We start from the raw sequence: 19,059 nt of genomic DNA, 5'->3' as shown, positions 1-19,059 counted from the left end.
GTTAGAACGCGTCCATCAGCAGGATCACGCAATCCCTGGCTTGGTATTGGTTGATCTGCGGGACCAGTCGCCGGAAGTGCTCGGTCTGGCAATGAGTGTCCAGTGCCGCCTGATTCGGCCATTGTTCAATGAAGACAAAATGCCCGGGGTTCTTTTGATCGACGAACAGGTCGTAGGCGATGCAATCAGGTTCCAGGCGAGTTTTCTCGACCAGTTCGGCGTACCACGGGCGGACGGTTTCAATGTATTCGGGCTTGATAAAATCCCGGGCGATCACTTTCAGCATCTGGTTCTTCCTTGAGGTAGCGCCAACCTCATGCTGAGGCTGGCGGGAAAATAGTCCTTACGCGGCGGCTACTTCATTGGGCTCAAAACTGTCCGCCCGCGCCATCTGCCACATCCGGGAGTAGAACTCGCCGTTGACTTCGCCGGTCAGTAATTCCCCCGGTTTGAGGAACACATGCAACTGCGAGAACAGCTTGATCTCGGTCGCCGACATGCGCCGCACCAGGTGCTTGGCCGACAGTTGCGAAGGGTGGTCGAGGCCGGCGGCGGCGAGCATTTCAGCCAGTGCCTTGAGGGTGTTGCGGTGGAAACTGAATACACGCTGAGCCTTGTCTGGCACCACCAGCGCGCGTTGGCGCAGGGCGTCCTGGGTGGCGACGCCGGTCGGGCATTTGTTGGTGTGGCAGCTTTGCGACTGGATGCAGCCGATGGCGAACATGAAGCCGCGCGCCGAGTTGGCCCAGTCGGCGCCGATGGCCAGGACGCTGGCAATGTCGAAGGCGCTGACGATCTTGCCGCTGGCGCCCAGTTTGATCTTGTCGCGCAGGTTCAGGCCGACCAGGGTGTTGTGCACGAACAGCAAACCTTCGCGCATCGGTACGCCGATGTGGTCGGTGAACTCCACGGGTGCAGCGCCGGTGCCGCCTTCCTTGCCGTCGACGACGATGAAGTCCGGAAGGATGCCGGTCTCCAGCATGGCTTTGGCGATGCCCATGAACTCCCATGGATGCCCAAGACAGAACTTGAAGCCCACCGGTTTGCCGCCAGACAATTCCCGCAATTGCTGGATGAAATGCATCATTTCGATTGGCGTCGAAAACGCGCTGTGGCGTGACGGCGAGATGCAGTCCTCGCCCATCATGATGCCTCGGGTTTCGGCGATTTCCTGGGTGACCTTGTGCTTGGGCAGGATCCCGCCGTGACCCGGTTTTGCACCTTGGCTCATCTTGATTTCGATCATTCGCACTTGCGGTGTCTGTGCCTGTGCGGCGAAGCGTTCCGGGTCGAAACGACCGTCCGCAGTACGACAGCCGAAGTAGCCGCTGCCCAGTTCCCAGGTCAGGTCGCCGCCGTGCTCCCGATGATAGGCGCTGATGCTGCCTTCGCCGGTGTCGTGGGCGAAGTTGCCGAGTTTGGCGCCCTGGTTCAGCGCGCGAATCGCGTTGGCACTGAGGGAACCGAAGCTCATCGCCGAGATGTTGAACACCGAGGCCGAGTAGGGTTGAGTGCATTGCGGGCCACCGACGATCACGCGAAACCCGCTCGGGTCGCTCAAGGGCGCCGGACGCATGGAATGGCCGATGAATTCGAAACCCGATTGATACACGTCGATCAACGTGCCGAAGGGTTTGTCGGCGCTTTCATTCTTGGCACGCGAATAAACCAGCGAGCGCTGAGCGCGGGAGAAGGGCAGGGCATCGCTGTCGGATTCAAGCAGGTACTGACGAATTTCCGGGCGGATGCCTTCGACCAGGTAGCGGATATTGCCCAGGATCGGATAGTTGCGACGCACGGCGTGAGGGCTTTGCAGCAGGTCGAACAGGCCGATCAGGCTGAGGACGGCGGTGACGGCAGTGAAGGGCCAGAGCCAGTCATGTTCGAGGAAGGGCAGGCTGGCGAGGGTGAACACTACGCAAGCGGCAAAGAAGGCGTAGCGGCTCAGGAGGGACAGGCTCATACGGTTTCCTTGGGTTCGGACTCAACAGTTATCGGTACGGCTTGAACAGCATTCTGTGGCCGGGAAGCATGTTCCTTTGCCACAGGTCTGCGCATTGTTGCAGAAGTTGCCAGGCATTCTGCGCCTGACGAAAAACTGAAAACACTTCAAGCCGGGATTTTATCCCCAGCATGGCGTGCAAGATTGTGAAGGAATTGTAAGGGCTGGATGGGTTAGAGGGGGCGTGTCGGAGAATAGGGATGCTGAATGTGCCATCGCCATCGCGAGCAGGCTCACTCCTACAGGGGATTTTGTTGGACGCAGATCCGGTGTCCACCGCAGATCAAAATGTAGGAGTGAGCCTGCTCGCGATGGGGTCGTGTCAGGCAACCAGGATGCTGAATGTGCCATCGCTATCGCGAGCAGGCTCACTCCTACAGAAATCTCTGCCGGGCACAAGATCCCGGCAACTATCGCGAGCAGGCTTTGCTCTTAAAAATGTTCAACTTGCCGGTTTCGTCTGGCGTATAGGCAGCTCGACCCGAAACGTCGTCCCCACCCCAACCTCGCTGCGCACCGAAATCTCCCCCCGGTGTTTTTTCACGATGCCGTAGGACAACGACAGCCCCAGCCCCGTCCCTTGGCCGACCGGTTTAGTCGTAAAAAAGGGGTCAAAAATCTTCTGCAAATTTTGCGGCGCAATGCCCGCGCCGGTGTCTTCGACTTCTATCCAGACCCTTTCATCGGCCTGCCCGGTACGCAGGGTGAGGGTGCCGCGTTCCGGGCCGATGGCCTGAGACGCGTTGACGATCAGGTTCATGATCACCTGATTGATTTGCGACGGCAGGCATTCGATATCCGGCAGTACCTGATACGCCTTGAGCACATCCGCCTTGTACTTGAGTTCGTTGGCCACGATGTTCAGCGTCGATTCGATACCTTGCTGCAAATTGACCCACTGCCATTCCTCACTGGCGTCCACGCGGGAGAAATCCTTCAAGTCCTTGACGATCTGTCCGACCCGGTTGATGCCGTCCTTGGACTCCTTGATCAGCAGCGGAATGTCCTCGCGCAGAAACTCCAGCTCGACCTGTTCGCGCAGTTGTTGCAGGCGCTCTACGCGTTCGCTGGAGCCGATGGCATCTTCCGCATCCCGGTAGGCGTCGAGCATTTCCTGAAGTTGCTTGAAGTAGCCATCCAGGGTGCCAAGGTTGGAAGAAATGAAGCCGATGGGGTTGTTGATTTCATGGGCGACACCGGCCGCGAGTTGTCCCAGGGAGGCGAGTTTTTCCGATTGCACCAGTTGCGACTCAAGCTGTTTGCGCTCGTCGATCTCCTGCTGCACCAGTTGCTCCAGATGGTTCATCTGCAAGGACGCCCGTTCGGTCATGTCCCACTTGGTCAGCAGGGTGTTGGCCATCTGCTGCACTTCGATGTTGTCGAACGGCTTTTTCAGAATCAGCAGACGGTCATGGGCCTGCAGACGGTCCAGCAGTTCATCCCAGGAATAATCCGAGTAGGCGGTACACACCACCACTTGCAGGCGCGGGTCGTCCTGCCACAGGTGTTCAATGGTTTTCGCGCCGTCCCAACCTTCCGGCATGCGCATATCGACGAAGGCCAGGGCGTAGGGGCGGTTTTCCTGTAATGCCCATTTGAGTTTACCCAGCCCCTCTTGTCCGCCGTATGCCGAGTCCAGTTCGAACAGGGCGCTGGGGGCTTTCACCTCACTGCCGAACAGCGCCGATTCCATCTGGTCCAGTTCCGCGGTCTGCACCGGTTCCGGCGCGAGAATCTTGCGAAAGTCCACGTGGATCGACGGGGTGTCATCGATCAGCAAAACGCGGCGGTTCGAGCGCTCGCTCATGCGTCCTCCGTGACGGCTTTCAACGGGATCTGCAACGTGAACAGCGCGCCTTTGCCTGGGCCGTCGCTGTGGGCGGTGAGGTGGCCGTTCATCTCGATGGCGGCCAGGGCGCAGCTGTGCAGGCCAAACCCGTGGCCTTCTTTGCGGGTGGTAAAACCGTGGGCGAAGATGCGCGTCATGTTCTCCTCGGCGATGCCTTCGCCGTCGTCCTTGACGCTGACTTGCAGGGTCGTGTCGTCGACGATTTTTACCCCGAGGGTCATTTGCCGCGGACGGTTGCCGAGGTCGGACATGGCGTATTTGGCGTTGCTGATCAGGTTGATCAGGATCAGCAGCAGCCGGTGTTTGTCGCCCATGATCTGCGGCACCTCGCTGTAGTCCTTGATCACGGTGACGTGATGCCGGGTCAGGGCGCCGGAGTTCATGCGCAAGGCGTCTTCGAGCAGTTCGCTGATGTGCAGCGGTTCCATCAGGCTGTTGGCGCCCGCATAGGATTGCTGGGTCGCGACGATGTCCTTGATGTGGTCGACACTCTTGCTCAGCTGCGCGAGTTCCTCGGTCATGCCTTGCTGTTCCAGGGCAATGGCCTCCACCAGTTGATTCAGGTAACCGGGCAGCAATTTGCCTTTCTCGTCCTGGGTCAGAAACGTGCCGAGATCCCCCGGGTGCTCGTTGATCAGCTGCATGGCTTTGCCCAGGCCCAGGGCTTTGCTGCCGCGCAGTTTGCGGGTGACCAGGTCGGCCGAGATGTTCACGCTGTTGAGAACGTTGCCGACGTTGTGCAGCACGTTGGTGGCGATCTCGGCCATGCCGGCCTGGCGAGCGGTGTCGAGCAGTTCGCTTTGGGTGTCCCTGAGTTCGCGGGTGCGCTCTTCTACTCGCCGTTCGAGGTCGTCGTTGGCCGATTGCAGGGCTTTGTTGACGCGATTGATGATCGTGAAACTGCGCATCAAATGAATCGCCAGGTACACCAGCAACAACACCAGCAGGACTGAAAAAACCAGCATGTAAAAGTGGTAGCGCTGGTCGACCGCATCGGAGCGCTGCTGGTCCGTATTCAGCAGGCTGGTGATGTCGTCCAGGTGTTTGGCCACGGGCACGGCTTCGATGTTTTCCAGCAACCGGTTGACCACCGGTTGTTCCTGCAGGATCAGTGAAACGTGCTTGCTGAGGATATCAATCGGACCGTGGAACTGTTCAGGCAAACGTTGTTTGTTCACCTGCAGTTTGTTCAGCCCCAGCAGAATGTCAGCCGCCTTGTCATCGGAGGTGACCTGGGCGAATTCCAGACTGCTCAACAGCAAATCGTAGGTGTCGGTGGCGATGTTTTGCAGCTGCAGTTTGTCCCCGTCCATCAGTTGCGCGAGCTGTTCCTGAATGTCGTCTTCGGCGACGGACAGGAACGCCAGCGAGTTGCGCAGCACGGCATTGTGCGACTTGAACTGCTCCACCAGCCGGGTCTTTTCCTGCAGATCATTGAGGAAGGCGTCATGGCTGTCACGCCAGGTGGCCGAGTCATTGCGCCCGTGGCCGGACTCCATCGCCTGGAACTGTTGCCACAGCTGGGTCATCTCGGTCAGTGGTGTGACCAGTGGATCGTAGTTGTGATTGGTGGCGATCCTGGCCTTGAGGATTTCGGTTTCCCATTGTGCGTTCAGTTGTTTGATCCGGCCGACCAGATCCCTTGATTCGGCATAGATCGTTGCCTGGTTCGAGTTGGATTTGAGGTACAGGAACAGCAGCGTCGAGGCCAGCATCAGGGCGACGATGCCGAGCAGCGCCAGGTTGCGGCGTTGAGACAGTCTCATAGGGGTTTACCTCCCCATTCGCCGGTCAGGGTCTTGAGGAATTTGACGATCAGGGTTTTGTCCTCCGCAGAAGGGATGCGACCGAGTTGGTACTTGAACATCACATCCACCGCCTCTTCGAGGGTCCTGGCCGAGCCGTCATGAAAGTACGGTGCGGTGACCGCGACGTTGCGCAAGCTCGGTACTTTGAACACGTTGCGGTCCTCATCGTCCTTGGTCACCAGATAACGGCCCAGGTCTGACTCGACAGGGTTTCCCCGCGCCTGGAAGTAATCGCCCATCACGCCGAACTTCTGAAACATGTTGCCGCCGATGTTGACCCCCTGGTGGCAAGCGATGCAGCCGTACTCTTTGAAGCGTTGGTAGCCGTACTTTTCATCCGTGGTGAGAATGTCGGTATTGCCTTGCAGGTATTGATCGAATCGCGAGTTGGCACTGATCAGCGTGCGTTCGTAGCTGGCCAGGGCGTTTTGCACATTGACCATGTTCACGCCGTCCGGGTACGCGTTGGCGAATAAGGCCCGGTACGCCGGATCGGCGGACAGCGTTTGCACCACGTGTTCCCAGTTGCTGCCCATTTCGCTGGGACTTTGCACAACCTCATGAACCTGGCTTTCCAGCGTGTCGGCGCGACCGTTCCAGAACTGCCGGAAGTTCAGGCTGGCGTTGAACACGCTGGGGGTGTTGACGCCCACCGCAAGCCCGGTGAAACCGATGGAGAAGGCTTTGTTGTCGGCGCCACCGGTCTCCAGTTGATGGCAGCTTGAGCAGGACAACGAGCCGTTGACTGACAAGCGCGGTTCGTTGAACAACTGACGACCCAGTTCGACCCGCAGCGGATTCTGCTTGGGAATGGCTGGCAAGGGTTTGAGCGGCTCATCCAGTGGCGCGGCGCTCACGCACAGGCAAAGTCCGAACAGCGGTAAAAGCAGCAGGTGCCGAAAGGCGGGCGACATCGGTTGGTTCCTTCGCGGATGGCCTGAGTGTCGTTGAGCCTTGTTCACGGAGTGACAGATGAAGAGGGCTTCACCGATTCCAGATACTGGACGAACGCCTCAGGCGTTACAGCTTTGCTGAAGTAGTAACCCTGACCCTCTTCACAACGGTGGGACCTGAGGAAATCCAGCTGTTCGAGGGTTTCCACGCCTTCGGCAATGATGATCAGTTTCAGACTGCGCCCCAGGCTGATGATGGCGCTGACCAGGGCAGCGTCATTGCTGTCACAGCTCAAGCCGCGAATGAACGACTGATCGATTTTCAGCACATCGATGGGAAAGCGCCGCAGATAACTCAGGCTGGAATAACCCGTGCCGAAGTCATCGATGGCCAGCCGCACCCCCAATGCCTTGATCCGGTTCAGGGACGTGACGGTGGCCTCGATGTTCTGCATGAGGACGCCTTCGGTGATTTCCAGTTCCAGCGAGGCGGGGTCCATGCCCGTCTGCGCGAGGATCTGTTCGATGCCCTCGACAAAGTCCCGCTGACGGAAATCGATGGCCGAGATATTGACCGACATGCAGAGCGTCGGCAGCCCTGCGTCCCGCCATGCACAGGTTTGCCGGCAGGCTTCGGCCAGCACCCATTTGCTCAACTGGACAATCAGGCCGCTGTCTTCGGCGACCCCGATGAACGCTGAGGGGTAGACCAGTCCGTTTCCGGGTTTCTGCCAGCGAATCAACGCCTCGGCGCCCACCACCTGGCCGCTGGCAAGGTCGAGTTTGGGTTGGTAATGCAGGACGAATTCATTGCGTTCCAGAGCCAGGCGAATACCGGTCTCGATGCTTTGCTGATCCCGGGCGCGCTGGTTCATTTCGTCGATGAAAAAGCGGAAATCGTTCGGACCGCTTTCCTTGACGTTGCGCATCGCGGTTTCGGCTTTCTTGATCAGCGAGATGGCGTCGAAGCCATCGTCGGGGTAAATGCTGATGCCCACACTGGCAGTCACGCTCAGGTCGTGGCCGGCAATGTGTTGCGGCGCGCGAATCGCCTTCAACAGTTTTTCGGCGATGCCCTTGGTCTGCTGGGGGTGACGGATATCGGCAAGGATCACCACGAATTCGTCCGAGCCGTAGCGAAACACCGAGTCGGACTCACGCACCGTCGCCACCAGATTGCGGCCGACCTGTTTGAGCATCTCGTCACCGGCGGGATGGCCCAGGGCGTTGTTGATGCGCTTGAAGCGGTCAAGCCCCAGAAACATCACCGCCAGTTGTTTGTCATGTCGCCGGGAGAGGGCAAGCGACTGGTTCAGTCGATCTCCCAGCAAGGTGCTGTTGGGCAGTTCGGTGAGCACGTCGTACTGCAACAAGTGCGACACTTTCAGCAGTTCGTGGACCCGGGCCTCGATGGTTTGCTCCAGGCTCAGGACCTTCATTGCCGCATCCTGGGTCATCTGCCATTTCCAGGTCATGGCACTGGCCATCTGACGGATTTCCAGGCTGTCGAAGGGCTTCTTAAGCACCAGCAACTGGTCGCCGAATTCCAGACGCTCGGCCATGTCTTCCCAGGTGTAGTCGGAGTAAGCGGTGCACAGCGCAATTTGCAGGTGCGGGTCGGCTTTCCACAACTGTTCGATGGTTTCCAGACCATCCCAGCCCGGCGGCATGCGCATGTCGATGAACGCCATGGCATACGGCCGGCCTTCATCCAGTGCGCATTTGACCCGATGAAGCGCTTCCTGGCCCTGATAGGCCGAGTCGAGCTGGAACGTCAGGCGATCGTTGGGCAGCGTGCCGAACAAGGCTTCTTCCGTGCCCGCCAGCGCTTGTTCGTCGTCGACCGGGGCACCCAGGATCTTGCGAAAGTCCTCATGAATCGAGGGCGTGTCGTCGATGATCAGAATGCGCCGGTTGGTTCGCACGAAAGGCGTTTTCATCCCTTGTCCTCCGTGGAGCGTTGCGGGTTGTCCAGAATCGGTCCGATGTCGTGGCTCGGTGGCACGATACTGCCGGCCTTCAGCAGCTCGGCGGCCTGCTGACTGGTGACGGCTTTACTGAAGTAATAACCCTGGGCATTCATCGGTGAACCCGTCGCCATCAACGAGCTGCGTTGCTCCTGGGTCTCGACGCCCTCGGCAATGATGCCGATCCCGACCTCCCGGGCGAAGTTGATGATGGCGCGCAGCGTGTTGGCACTGGCCGGGTCGCGGACGGCGGTGTCGATGAAGGTTTGCGTGAGCTTCAGGTGATTGACCTGATAGGTCTTGAGGTAATCGAACGAGGAGTACTCCGTGCCGAAGTCATCGATGGCAATCTTTACCCCGAGCTCGCGCAGACGCGGCAGCACATCGTTGTGGGTCCATTTGGTCTGGGCCAGGGTGGCTTCGGTGACGTCAAAGCGCAGGTCCCACGGACAGAGTTCCCAGCGTGCGGTGGTGCGCAGCACATCATAGATCAGCTCCGGACCGCTCTTGAGTTGCGCCAGGGACAACTTGATTGCAATGACCGGCGGCGCCATGCCCTGGTCGCGCCATTGGCGCATTTGCTGGCAGGCGCGATCCAGCACCCAGTGACCGAGGGCAACGATGGTGCCGGTTTTTTCCGCCGCGGGCAGAAACGCCGAGGCTTCCAGCAACCCGCGCTCGGGATGGTTCCAGCTGACCTGCGCTTCCATGCCGAGGATCTTGCCGCTGCTCAGGTCCACTTCCGGCCAGTAATGCAGTTCAAGTTCCTGGCGGTCGATGGCTTCTCTCAGGTCGTTGGCGATGGCCATGCGCTCGACCACCTCCCGATTGATCTCCTCGGAGTGGAAATGGTACTGGTTGCGGCCTTTTTCCTTGGAGCGATACAGCGCCATGTCGGCCTGGGTCAGCAGGGAATCGGCGCTGGTGCACAAGGGGCTGTAGAGGCTGATGCCGATACTCACAGACACCCGCACGTCGTTGCCGGCCAGGGCATAAGGCAGCACCAGCGCATCGCGGACCTTGGCGGCAAGGGCCGCGGCGTGGGTCGGGTCACTGACCTCCAGTTGCAGGATGGCGAACTCGTCTCCGCCGAGGCGGGCGACCACATCGTTTTCACGCACGCAGGCCCGGATCCGCTCGGCAACTTCTTTCAGCAACAAGTCGCCGACCGGGTGCCCCAGCGAATCGTTGATGCGCTTGAAGTGATCCAGGTCCAGGTAAAACATGGCAAACGCTGTCGCGCCCCTTCGCGCGGCCGCGAACGCCTGGTGCAGCCGCTCGATCAATGTGGCGCGGTTGGCCAGTCCGGTCAGGCTGTCGGTGCGCGCCAGCAGGGCGATTTTCTCTTCCGCCAGTTTGCGTTCGGTGATGTCGATGATGATGCCTTCGACCTCCAGCAAACGGCCGTCATCGTCGCGCACCGGGATGTAACGGTTTTCGACCCAGCGCCAGGCGTCATTGGCCGTACGCATCCTGAACTCGATGGACGCGCCTGCCGCATGACGATCCAGCACCCGGGCCATGGCGGTGTCGACCTTCGATTGATCGTCGGGATGAATCAGTTCCCGGGCCCAGTTGGCCGACGCCACGAGGTTCGCCGCGACGTGCCCGTACTTGGTGATGTTGTGGGAGATGTACATCAGTGGGAACGATGGCTCACCGCGCAGCCGGTACAGGATGGTCGGGCTGTTCTGCACAATGATGTTGGCATCGGACAGCTCCCGGGTGCGCTCTTCGACGGCTTGCTCCAGCAGCGACATCTTCAGCTCCGCATCTTCGGTCATCTGCCACTTGGCAGTCAGCGCGCTGGCGATCTGGCGGATTTCGATGGCATCGAAGGGTTTTTTCAGAATCAGCAGGCGGTCACCCAGGTCCAGGCGTTCGTCGATGTCTTCCCAGGAATAGTCGGAATAGGCGGTGCAGAGCGCCACTTGCAGCTTGGGATCGACTTGCCACAGCCGTTCGATGGTCTCCAGCCCATCCCAGCCAGGGGGCATGCGCATGTCGATGAAGGCCATCGCGTAGGGCAGATCGTTGGCCAGCGCCGTCTCGACCTTGTCCAGTGCCTCAAGGCCCTGGAACGCCGAATCGAGTACGAAACTTTGCAGTGACAACGCCGCCGGTGTACCGAAAAGGGCATTTTCGGCACTGATCAGGCGGTCGTCATTGAACGTGGGAGGGCTGAGGATTTTGACGAAGTCTGCATGGATCGAGACAGTATCGTCGACGATAAGAATCCGTCGGTTAGTGCGCGCGAGCAGCGTATTCATCGCCATGCGCGGCCACTGTGAGCGATTTGATGGGTTGTGTTCATAGGACGGGCATCCTTTCCCTGATCACCTGCCGAACGTACAGATATGGATCCGAGTCATCTGAGCATAGTCCTCTGCGGGGGACTTCGCGCTAGTTGGACGGAATCATTTTGCGGAGCGGGCTGAAAATCATCTAGCCTGTAGGTCAGGCTCCGACAATAGGGGATGTTGATTCGGGGCCTGACACAGCGCAATGGTTGTTTCACACGAGGTACGCCATGGAAGAGCAACTCCCCACGCCTTTGACCTACAAACCCACCGTGTTGCTGGTCGATGATGAAGAGTCGATTCTCAACAGCCTGCGACGCCTGTTACGTGGCCAACCTTACAACGTGCTGCTGGCCACCAGCGGTGCCCAGGCCCTGGAAATCTTGGCGCAACAGCCCATCGATCTGGTGATGAGCGATGCGCGCATGCCTAACATGGATGGCGCCACCTTGTTGGCTTACGTCCATCTGCATTACCCCCACACCACCCGCATCATGCTCACCGGCTATGCCGATCCGTCGGCCATTATCAAAGCCATCAATGAAGGGCAGATTCATCGTTACATCAGCAAACCCTGGCACGATGAGGAACTGCTCCTGACGTTGCGCCAATCCCTCGCGTATCAACATTCCGAGCGTGAACGGGTGCGCCTGGTGCAGGAAACGCGTGATCAGAACGAGCAATTGAAGCAGCTCAACGCCACCCTGGAAAAACACGTCGCCTCCCGCACTGCCGAGCTGCAGCAGACCGCTGACATGCTTGACCTGGCGTACGAGGAACTCAAACACAGCTACGTCACGGGCACCGAGGTGTTTTCGCTGCTGGCCAACCTGCGGTTGCCGCCGGCCAAGCAGACCAATCGGCAGATCATCGAGTTGGTGCGGGTCTACTGCAAACGGCATGGCCTGGACGAAGGCAGCAGTCGCGACCTGACCATGGCGGCGGCGCTCTACAACATTGGCAAGCTGAGCTGGACCGACAGCATGATGACCGCCCCGGCGGACCTGCTGCATCACAACGATCGCGAGCGTTATCGCGGTTATCCGAAGCAGAGTGAATCGCTGTTGATGACCCTTGATCCGATGAAGGACGCGGCGCGGCTGATTCTTCACCATCAGGAGCGCTGGGACGGTAACGGCTTTCCCGACCGGCTCAAGGGGGAGGCGATTCCTTTCGGTTCGCGGCTGCTGAAACTGGCGGTGGATTTCATCGAGTTGCAGCGAGGCCTGATTCTTGAGCGGCAGATGAACAGCGATGAAGCGCTGGTGTACATCCGCAGCTATGCCGGGCGGCTTTATGATCCTGAGATGGTGGAGGATTTCATTCAGGTGTGTGCGGCGTATCTCAGTGATGTGTCGTTGGCTGATCCTTTGGTCAAGGTGCTGACCACTCGGGAGGTGGCGGCGGGCATGATCCTGGCGCGCAACCTGAATGCTGATAACGGCATGCTGCTGTTGAATGCGGGCAAGGTGTTGAATGGGGCGTTGGTGGAGAAGTTGATTGCCTTTGAAGCGATGGAGGGGGCGAAGTACAGTATTTTTGTGAAGGAGCCGGAAGCGTTGTCGGACGCGATTCTTGAGGCGGGTGAGGTGTCGCGATAACGGCCTGACAGCCAATCATTTCTCGGCTGTACCCGAACCAAACTGTTGGAGCTGGCCTGCCAGCGATGGCGGCCCCACAGCTGGTAATTTTTTGCGGATGTACCCGGATCAAACTGTGGGAGCTGGCTTGCCAGCGATGGCGGCCTCATACCCGACGAGTATTCTCCTGATGAACCCGGATCAAACTGGTCTGACCCCAAACTGTGGGAGCTGGCTTGCCAGCGATGGCGCCCTTACAGCCAACCCATATCTCACTGATCCACCCGGATCAAACTGTAGGAGCGAGCCTGCTCGCGATAGCGGTCTGATCGGCGGTGAGATTCTTTTTGGTGTACATATCCATTGCTGCGGTTACGGCTTCTATGGGTTTCGCCCTTACGGCGAGTCACTTGGAAGAGCGCCAAGTAACCAAACGCTCTTGCCCCTTTCGTACGGTGCCTCGCCTGGGCTCGGCATACCCTCGCTCCGGTCCTGCTCCGTGGGCCCGCCGCGATCGGCCATCCATGGCCGTGCGCGGCTAACCCGGCATCCATGCCGGGTTGCCCACTGCGCAGAACCTGCGCTCGGCCTTCCGAGGGGGCAAGAAGATCAAAATCTAAAGCAGATCTAAAGCCAAAACGAGGCGGCCTGAGAGCCGACCTGACTTTCAAAGCTTACGCGTTCACCTGTGGGGGCTGAGCTTGCTCGCGATGGCGGCCTCACAGCCGATCGATATTTTCCTGATGTACCGGATCAAACAGTGGGAGCTGGCCTGCCGGCGATGGCGGCCTCAAAGCCGACGAGTATTCTTCTGATGCACCCGGATCAAACTGTGAGAGCTGGCTTGCCAGCGATGGCGCCCTTACAGCCAACCCATATCTCACTGATCCACCCGGATCAAACTGTAGGAGCGAGCCTGCTCGCGATAGCGGTCTGATCGGCGACGGTTTCATTGCTGGTGTACATATCCATTCCTGGGGTAACGGCTTCTATGGGTTTCGCTCTTACAGCGAGTCACTTTGAAAAGCGCAAAGTAACCAAACGCTCTTGCCCCTTTCGTCCGGTGCCTCGCCTGGGCTCGGCATACCCTCGCTCCGGTCCTGCTCCGTGGGCCCGCCGCGATCGGCCATCCATGGCCGTGCGCGGCTAACCCGGCATCCATGCCGGGTTGCCCACTGCGCAGAACCTGCGCTCGGCCTTCCCATGGGGCAAGAAGATCAAAAGCAGATCAAAAGCAGATCAAAAGCCAAAACGAGGCGGCCTGATAGCCGACCTGCTGCTTGAGGCCTGTGCGTTTCCCTTTGGGAGCTGAACCTGCTCGCAATGGCGGATTGATAGCCGACAGGTGTGTTCCACATATCCACGGATCAAATTGTGGGGGCTGGGATGACGCCGTACGGAAACTCATGTGATCCTTGCCTCTTTTACCCAAGGACGATCCTGTTTCATGACCCTTTCATCCGCCACTTCACCCCGTCTCATCCACATCGCCGCAGCCCTGGTGATTGATCCGCGCGGTCGCACGTTGCTGGTTCGCAAGCGCGGGACCGAGGCGTTCATGCAGCCTGGCGGCAAGATCGAGCCCCATGAGCAACCGGTCCACGCCCTGGCTCGTGAGCTGGAGGAAGAACTGGGGCTGGTCATCGATCCCGCGCACGCCACTTTTCTCGGCCAATTCAGCGCACCGGCCGCCAACGAGCCAGGGTTTGTGGTGCAGGCGGAACTCTTTCTGCTGACCATTGATTCAGACGTATCGCCTGCCGCTGAGATCGAAGAGGTTGTCTGGATCGACCCGGCCACCGATGGCGACCTCACGCTCGCGCCATTGACACGAGACTTGATCCTGCCGTTTTATCGAGCTTCGCTGACCACAACTGCCTGATCTTTACGGACGAACACTTGCCATGATTCCCCTTCAAGACCTGTTGATTTTCGCCGCTGCAGCCTTGCTGATGGTGCTGACGCCCGGGCCGAACATGATCTACCTGATCTCCCGTTCGATCTGCCAGGGACGCAAGGCGGGCGTGACGTCGTTGCTGGGTGTGGTCGCGGGTTTTTTTGTGCACCTGTTCGCGGCGGCCGCGGGTTTGACTGCGGTGTTCCTGGCGGTGCCAATGGCCTATGAAGTGTTGAAATGGGCGGGGGCGTTGTACCTGATGTGGCTGGCGTGGCAGGCGGTCAGACCGGGGGCGCGGTCGCCGTTCGAAGCACAGCAGTTACCGCCGGACTCGGCGCGCAAGCTGATCACCATGGGGTTTCTGACCAGTGCCCTGAATCCCAAGATCGCCGTGTTTTACCTGTCGGTGTTCCCGCAGTTCATCACGCCTGAGCATGGCTCGGTGTTTACCCAGAGCATCATCCTCGGCCTGACCCAGATCAGCGTCAGTTTCTGCGTCAATCTGTTGATCGCCGTGTTTGCCGCGGGTATCGCCTCCTGGTTCGTCAACAACCCGACGTGGCTGGCGGTGCAGCGTTATTTCATGGGATTTGTGTTGGCTGCGCTGGCGGTGCGGCTGATGCTTGAGCAACGAAGAGCGGCTTGACCATGTGGATTGAGCGACTGGATGCCAGCCATGCCCTGGATTATCGGGGACTGATGCTTGAAGCCTATGACCTGCACCCTCAGGCGTTTACTTCCAGTGTGCGAGAGCGCGCGGCAATGCCGTTGAGTTGGTGGGAATCGCGTTTGAGCAACAAGCTGGACGTGGTGTTTGGTGCCTTTGAAAACGGCGGGTTGGCGGGCATTGTCGGGCTGGCCTTCGAGCCTCGGGAAAAAGCCCGGCACAAGGTGACATTGTTTGGCATGTACGTGTCCGGCAAGGCTCGTCAGCGCGGGCTGGGTTACACGCTGGTGCAAGCCGCGCTGGCTGAAGCGCAGAACCATCAGGGTTTGCGCTTGGTTCAGCTGACCGTCACCGCTGGCAATGAAGCAGCGTTCAGGTTGTACCAGCGCTGCGGCTTCATCCAGTACGGCCTCGAGCCCATGGCCGTGCGCGTGGGCGAGGACTACTTCGACAAGATTCATATGTGGCGCGAAATTTAGACTGCCTGTAGGAGCAAGCTTTGCTCCTACAGGAGGATGTGGCGCTTTAGCGAACTGCGCTAACGCCATCCAGTGTCGAGAACGACGTATCTTTCGCCGTCAGCAGAAAGTCGCGCATGTACGGCGCATCCAGCATGTCGGCGCGAATCCCGGCGTACAAGGTTGCAAACAATCCCTTCTCACCCAGCCGCTTGGCCTTCACATAGCCCCGTGAACTGTATTCATGCAGCGCCCAATGGGGCATGCCGCAAACCCCACGGCCGCTGGCCACCAATTGCATCATCATCACCGTCAGTTCCGAAGTGCGGACCTGAGCCGGTTCGATGTCGGCGGGTTCCAGGAAGCGGGTGAAGATGTCCAGCCGGTCACGCTCGACCGGGTAGGTGATCAGGGTTTCTGTCACCAGATCTTCCGGGACGATGTAGGCCTTGTTCGCCAGACGGTGCTGGTTGGCGACCGCAAGCATGGCTTCGTAAGTAAACAACGGCACGTAGGTGATGCCGGCCAGCTCCAGGGGATCGGACGTCACCACCAGATCCAGATCGCCACGGGCCAGGGCCGGCAGCGGGGCGAAGGAGAAACCCGAGGCCAGGTCCAGCTCGACTTCCGGCCAGGCATCGCGGAACTGGTCGATGGTCGGCATCAACCACTGAAAGCAGCTGTGGCACTCGATCGCCATGTGCAAACGCCCGGCAGTGCCGCCGGCCAGCCGCGCGATGTCGCGCTCGGCGCCACGCAACAGCGGCAGGGTGGCGTCGGCCAGTTGCAGCAGGCGTAAACCGGCGCTGGTAAAGCGCACCGGTTTGGTCTTGCGCACGAACAACGGCATGCCCATGCGCTCTTCCAGTTCCTTGAACTGGTGGGAGAGGGCGGACTGCGTCAGGTGCAGGCGATCGGCTGCGTCTACCAGGCTATCGGCTTCGCGCAAGGCATGCAGGGTCTTCAGGTGACGGATTTCAAGCACCGGGGGCTCCATGAGGAAAACTTGTGATCAACACGAAAAGGTTGAGTTTGTCTCATGTTGGGTTGGGTGTCGACAATAGCGCCATGTTTTACAGCATCTTTTAAGAGAGAATTTTCATCATGGCCCTGGCACACACACTTGGTTTCCCTCGCATCGGCGCTGATCGCGAACTGAAAAAAGCCCTGGAGGCTTACTGGAAGGGCGACCTCGATCAGGACGCGTTGAAGCGCGTTGGCCAACAACTGCGGGCCAGCCATTGGCAATTGCAGAAAGACGCCGGCATCGACCTGCTGCCGGTCGGCGACTTCGCCTGGTACGACCAGGTGTTGACCCATTCCCTGACCTTCGGGGTGATCCCGGAGCGTTTCGACAGCGCCAGGGATGCCAACGGCCTGCCGACTCTCGACACCTTGTTCGCCATGGCCCGTGGCGCCACGGCGAGCTGCTGCGGCGGTGAACACACCAAGGCGCAATACGCCCAGGAACTGACCAAGTGGTTCGACACCAACTACCACTACCTGGTCCCGGAGTTCAGCGCGGACCAGGCATTCAAGCTGAGCTGGGAGCAGCTGTTCGATGAAGTCGACGAAGCTCGCGCCCTCGGCCACAACGTCAAACCGGTGATCATCGGTCCACTGACCTACCTGTGGCTGGGTAAAGCCAAAGGCAACGACTTCGACAAACTCGACCTGCTGGAGCGCCTGCTGCCGGTCTACAACGAAATCCTTGTTCGCCTCGCCGAACAAGGGGTGGAGTGGGTGCAGATCGACGAACCGATCCTGACCCTCGATCTGCCCCAGGACTGGAAAAACGCGTTCGAACGCGCTTATCACATCCTTCAGTATTCGCCGCTGAAAAAGCTGGTGGCCACCTACTTCAGCGGCCTGCAAGACAACCTCGGTCTGGCGGTCGGCCTGCCAGTACAAGGCTTGCACATCGATGCCGTGCGTGCCCCCGATCAACTGCTGCACGTGCTCGACCGCTTGCCGACCTACAAGATTCTCTCGGTGGGTCTGGTCAATGGGCGCAACGTCTGGCGCTGTGAGCTGGAACCGGTGCTGGCACAACTGCAGTTTGCCCAGGAACGTTTCGGCGACAACCTGTGGGTCAGCAGTTCCTGCTCGTTGCTGCACAGCCCGGTGGACCTGGACCGCGAAGACAAACTCGATCCGGAACTGAAAAGCTGGCTGGCCTTTGCGGTGCAGAAGTGTGGCGAAATCGCTGTGCTGCGCGATGCGCTCAACGATCCGCAATCGCCGAAAGTACGGGCTGCGTTGGCCGAGAGTCGTGCTATTCAAACGAGCCGCGCCGAGTCGCCGCGCATCCATAAAACCGATGTTCAGGCGCGTATCGACGCGATCGGTGCGGCGGATAGCCAACGTCATTCGCCGTTCGCAAAGCGCATTGAACAGCAACGTGCGCGTCTGAAATTGCCGGCGTTTCCGACCACCACCATCGGCTCGTTCCCGCAGACCGGCTCGATCCGCCTGGCGCGTCAGGCGTTCAAGCAGGGCAAGCTGTCGGCCAACGATTACACCGACGCCATGCACAGCGAGATTCGCCACGCTGTGCAGGTTCAGGAACAGCTTGGCCTGGATGTGCTGGTGCACGGTGAAGCCGAGCGCAATGACATGGTCGAGTACTTCGCAGAGCAGCTCGATGGTTATTTGTTCACACGCTTCGGCTGGGTGCAGAGCTACGGTTCGCGCTGCGTGAAACCGGCGATCATCTACGGTGACCTGAGCCGTCCGAACGCCATGACGGTGGACTGGATCACTTATGCCCAGAGCCTGACCGACAAGGTCATGAAAGGCATGCTCACCGGTCCCGTGACCATGCTGATGTGGTCGTTCCCCCGTGAGGATGTTTCGCGCAAAGTCCAGGCGCAGCAGCTGGCCCTGGCCCTGCGTGACGAAGTGGTAGACCTGGAAGCTGCCGGCATCAAGATCGTGCAAATCGACGAAGCCGCATTCCGTGAAGGCCTGCCTCTGCGCCGCGCACAGTGGCAGGAATACCTGGACTGGGCGGTGGAAGCATTCCGCCTGACCGCCTCGGGTGTCCGTGACGAAACCCAGATCCACACCCACATGTGCTACAGCGAATTCAACGAGGTGATCGAGTCCATTGCGGCCATGGACGCCGATGTGATCACCATCGAAACGTCGCGCTCGGACATGGAATTGCTGGAGGCGTTCGAGGCGTTCGACTACCCGAACGACATCGGTCCGGGCGTCTACGACATTCACTCGCCACGGGTACCGGACACGGCCGAGATGGTCAAGTTGATGAGTAAAGCGGTGAAGCGCATTCCAGCCGAGCGGTTGTGGGTGAATCCGGATTGCGGGCTGAAAACACGGGCGTGGCCGGAGACCGAGGCCGCGCTGGTGAACATGGTGGCGGCGGCTCGGCAGTTGCGCAGTCAGTTGGCTTAACATTTAGCGGCGCCTGCTCTGACCCCATCGCGAGCAGGCTCCCCCCATTGGAAATGCGTTAATCCGGACACAGCGGGGGAGTTGGTCTGCTCCGGGTGGCAATCCGACGATGAACGATCAAACGGCCTCGAACATGACCGCTCGGCACTCTTCATCAAACTGTCACGCAACTGTGGCAGCGCGCTTGAACAAACTTCATCAGACTCGCGCTCTACTGGGGT

13 protein-coding genes are annotated in these 19,059 nt (G+C 59.5%); 5 read left to right on the top strand and 8 right to left on the bottom strand.

Annotated elements, in window-relative coordinates; translation table 11 throughout:
• Position 1: 1 nt before the first annotated feature.
• The 7 genes from H7698_RS20495 to H7698_RS20465 all read right to left on the bottom strand — a co-directional run bounded on the left by H7698_RS20495 (position 2) and on the right by H7698_RS20465 (position 10,795).
• A complete protein-coding gene (locus tag H7698_RS20495) occupies positions 2-286 on the bottom strand; it encodes a putative quinol monooxygenase (RefSeq protein ID WP_194692646.1) in 285 nt (94 codons plus the stop codon).
• Positions 287-343: 57 nt separating this feature from the next.
• A complete protein-coding gene (locus H7698_RS20490) occupies positions 344-1,963 on the bottom strand; it encodes an FMN-binding glutamate synthase family protein (RefSeq protein ID WP_194692645.1) in 1,620 nt (539 codons plus the stop codon).
• 481 nt (positions 1,964-2,444) lie between these two features.
• On the bottom strand, positions 2,445-3,809 hold the full coding sequence (locus H7698_RS20485; protein ID WP_194692644.1) for an ATP-binding protein: 1,365 nt from the start codon (positions 3,807-3,809) through the stop codon (positions 2,445-2,447).
• A complete protein-coding gene (locus H7698_RS20480) occupies positions 3,806-5,617 on the bottom strand; it encodes a DAHL domain-containing protein (RefSeq protein ID WP_194692643.1) in 1,812 nt (603 codons plus the stop codon). Before H7698_RS20480 ends, H7698_RS20485 begins: the two co-directional genes overlap by 4 nt.
• Positions 5,614-6,573 (bottom strand): cytochrome-c peroxidase, encoded by a 960-nt coding sequence (locus H7698_RS20475; protein WP_194692642.1) that lies wholly within the window; start codon positions 6,571-6,573, stop codon positions 5,614-5,616. The genes H7698_RS20480 and H7698_RS20475 overlap by 4 nt, the downstream gene beginning before the upstream one ends.
• Positions 6,574-6,617: 44 nt before the next feature.
• Entirely contained in the window at positions 6,618-8,492 is a 1,875-nt protein-coding gene (locus tag H7698_RS20470; protein ID WP_194692641.1) for a two-component system response regulator, read from the bottom strand.
• Complete coding sequence (locus H7698_RS20465) at positions 8,489-10,795, bottom strand: putative bifunctional diguanylate cyclase/phosphodiesterase (RefSeq protein WP_194692640.1); 2,307 nt, start codon at positions 10,793-10,795, stop codon at positions 8,489-8,491. Before H7698_RS20465 ends, H7698_RS20470 begins: the two co-directional genes overlap by 4 nt.
• A 254-nt stretch (positions 10,796-11,049) precedes the next feature.
• On the opposite strand from H7698_RS20465, the gene H7698_RS20460 reads away from it, so the two are divergent.
• From H7698_RS20460 to H7698_RS20445, 4 genes are all read left to right on the top strand, one after another.
• Positions 11,050-12,420, top strand: coding sequence for an HD domain-containing phosphohydrolase (locus H7698_RS20460; RefSeq protein WP_194692639.1), 1,371 nt, complete (start codon positions 11,050-11,052; stop codon positions 12,418-12,420).
• A 1,426-nt stretch (positions 12,421-13,846) separates the two neighbouring features.
• Entirely contained in the window at positions 13,847-14,281 is a 435-nt protein-coding gene (locus tag H7698_RS20455) for an NUDIX hydrolase (protein ID WP_194692638.1), read from the top strand.
• 22 nt (positions 14,282-14,303) lie between these two features.
• Entirely contained in the window at positions 14,304-14,942 is a 639-nt protein-coding gene (locus tag H7698_RS20450) for a LysE family translocator (protein WP_162441198.1), read from the top strand.
• A gap of 2 nt (positions 14,943-14,944) precedes the next feature.
• Positions 14,945-15,442 (top strand): GNAT family N-acetyltransferase, encoded by a 498-nt coding sequence (locus H7698_RS20445; RefSeq protein WP_194692760.1) that lies wholly within the window; start codon positions 14,945-14,947, stop codon positions 15,440-15,442.
• A gap of 46 nt (positions 15,443-15,488) precedes the next feature.
• Here H7698_RS20445 and metR read toward each other — a convergent pair whose 3' ends face one another.
• A complete protein-coding gene (gene metR / locus H7698_RS20440; RefSeq protein WP_194692637.1) occupies positions 15,489-16,406 on the bottom strand; it encodes a transcriptional regulator MetR in 918 nt (305 codons plus the stop codon).
• Between the two features lie 119 nt (positions 16,407-16,525).
• Here metR and metE point away from each other — a divergent pair, with 119 nt between their 5' ends.
• Positions 16,526-18,838 (top strand): 5-methyltetrahydropteroyltriglutamate--homocysteine S-methyltransferase, encoded by a 2,313-nt coding sequence (metE, locus tag H7698_RS20435; RefSeq protein WP_194692636.1) that lies wholly within the window; start codon positions 16,526-16,528, stop codon positions 18,836-18,838.
• The last annotated feature ends 221 nt before the right edge of the window (positions 18,839-19,059 follow it).

The organism is Pseudomonas sp. p50(2008), from assembly GCF_015351605.1.
GTDB lineage: Bacteria > Pseudomonadota > Gammaproteobacteria > Pseudomonadales > Pseudomonadaceae > Aquipseudomonas.
The sequence above is the reverse complement of the archived record's forward strand: the minus strand, read 5'-3'. Positions and strand labels throughout refer to the sequence as shown.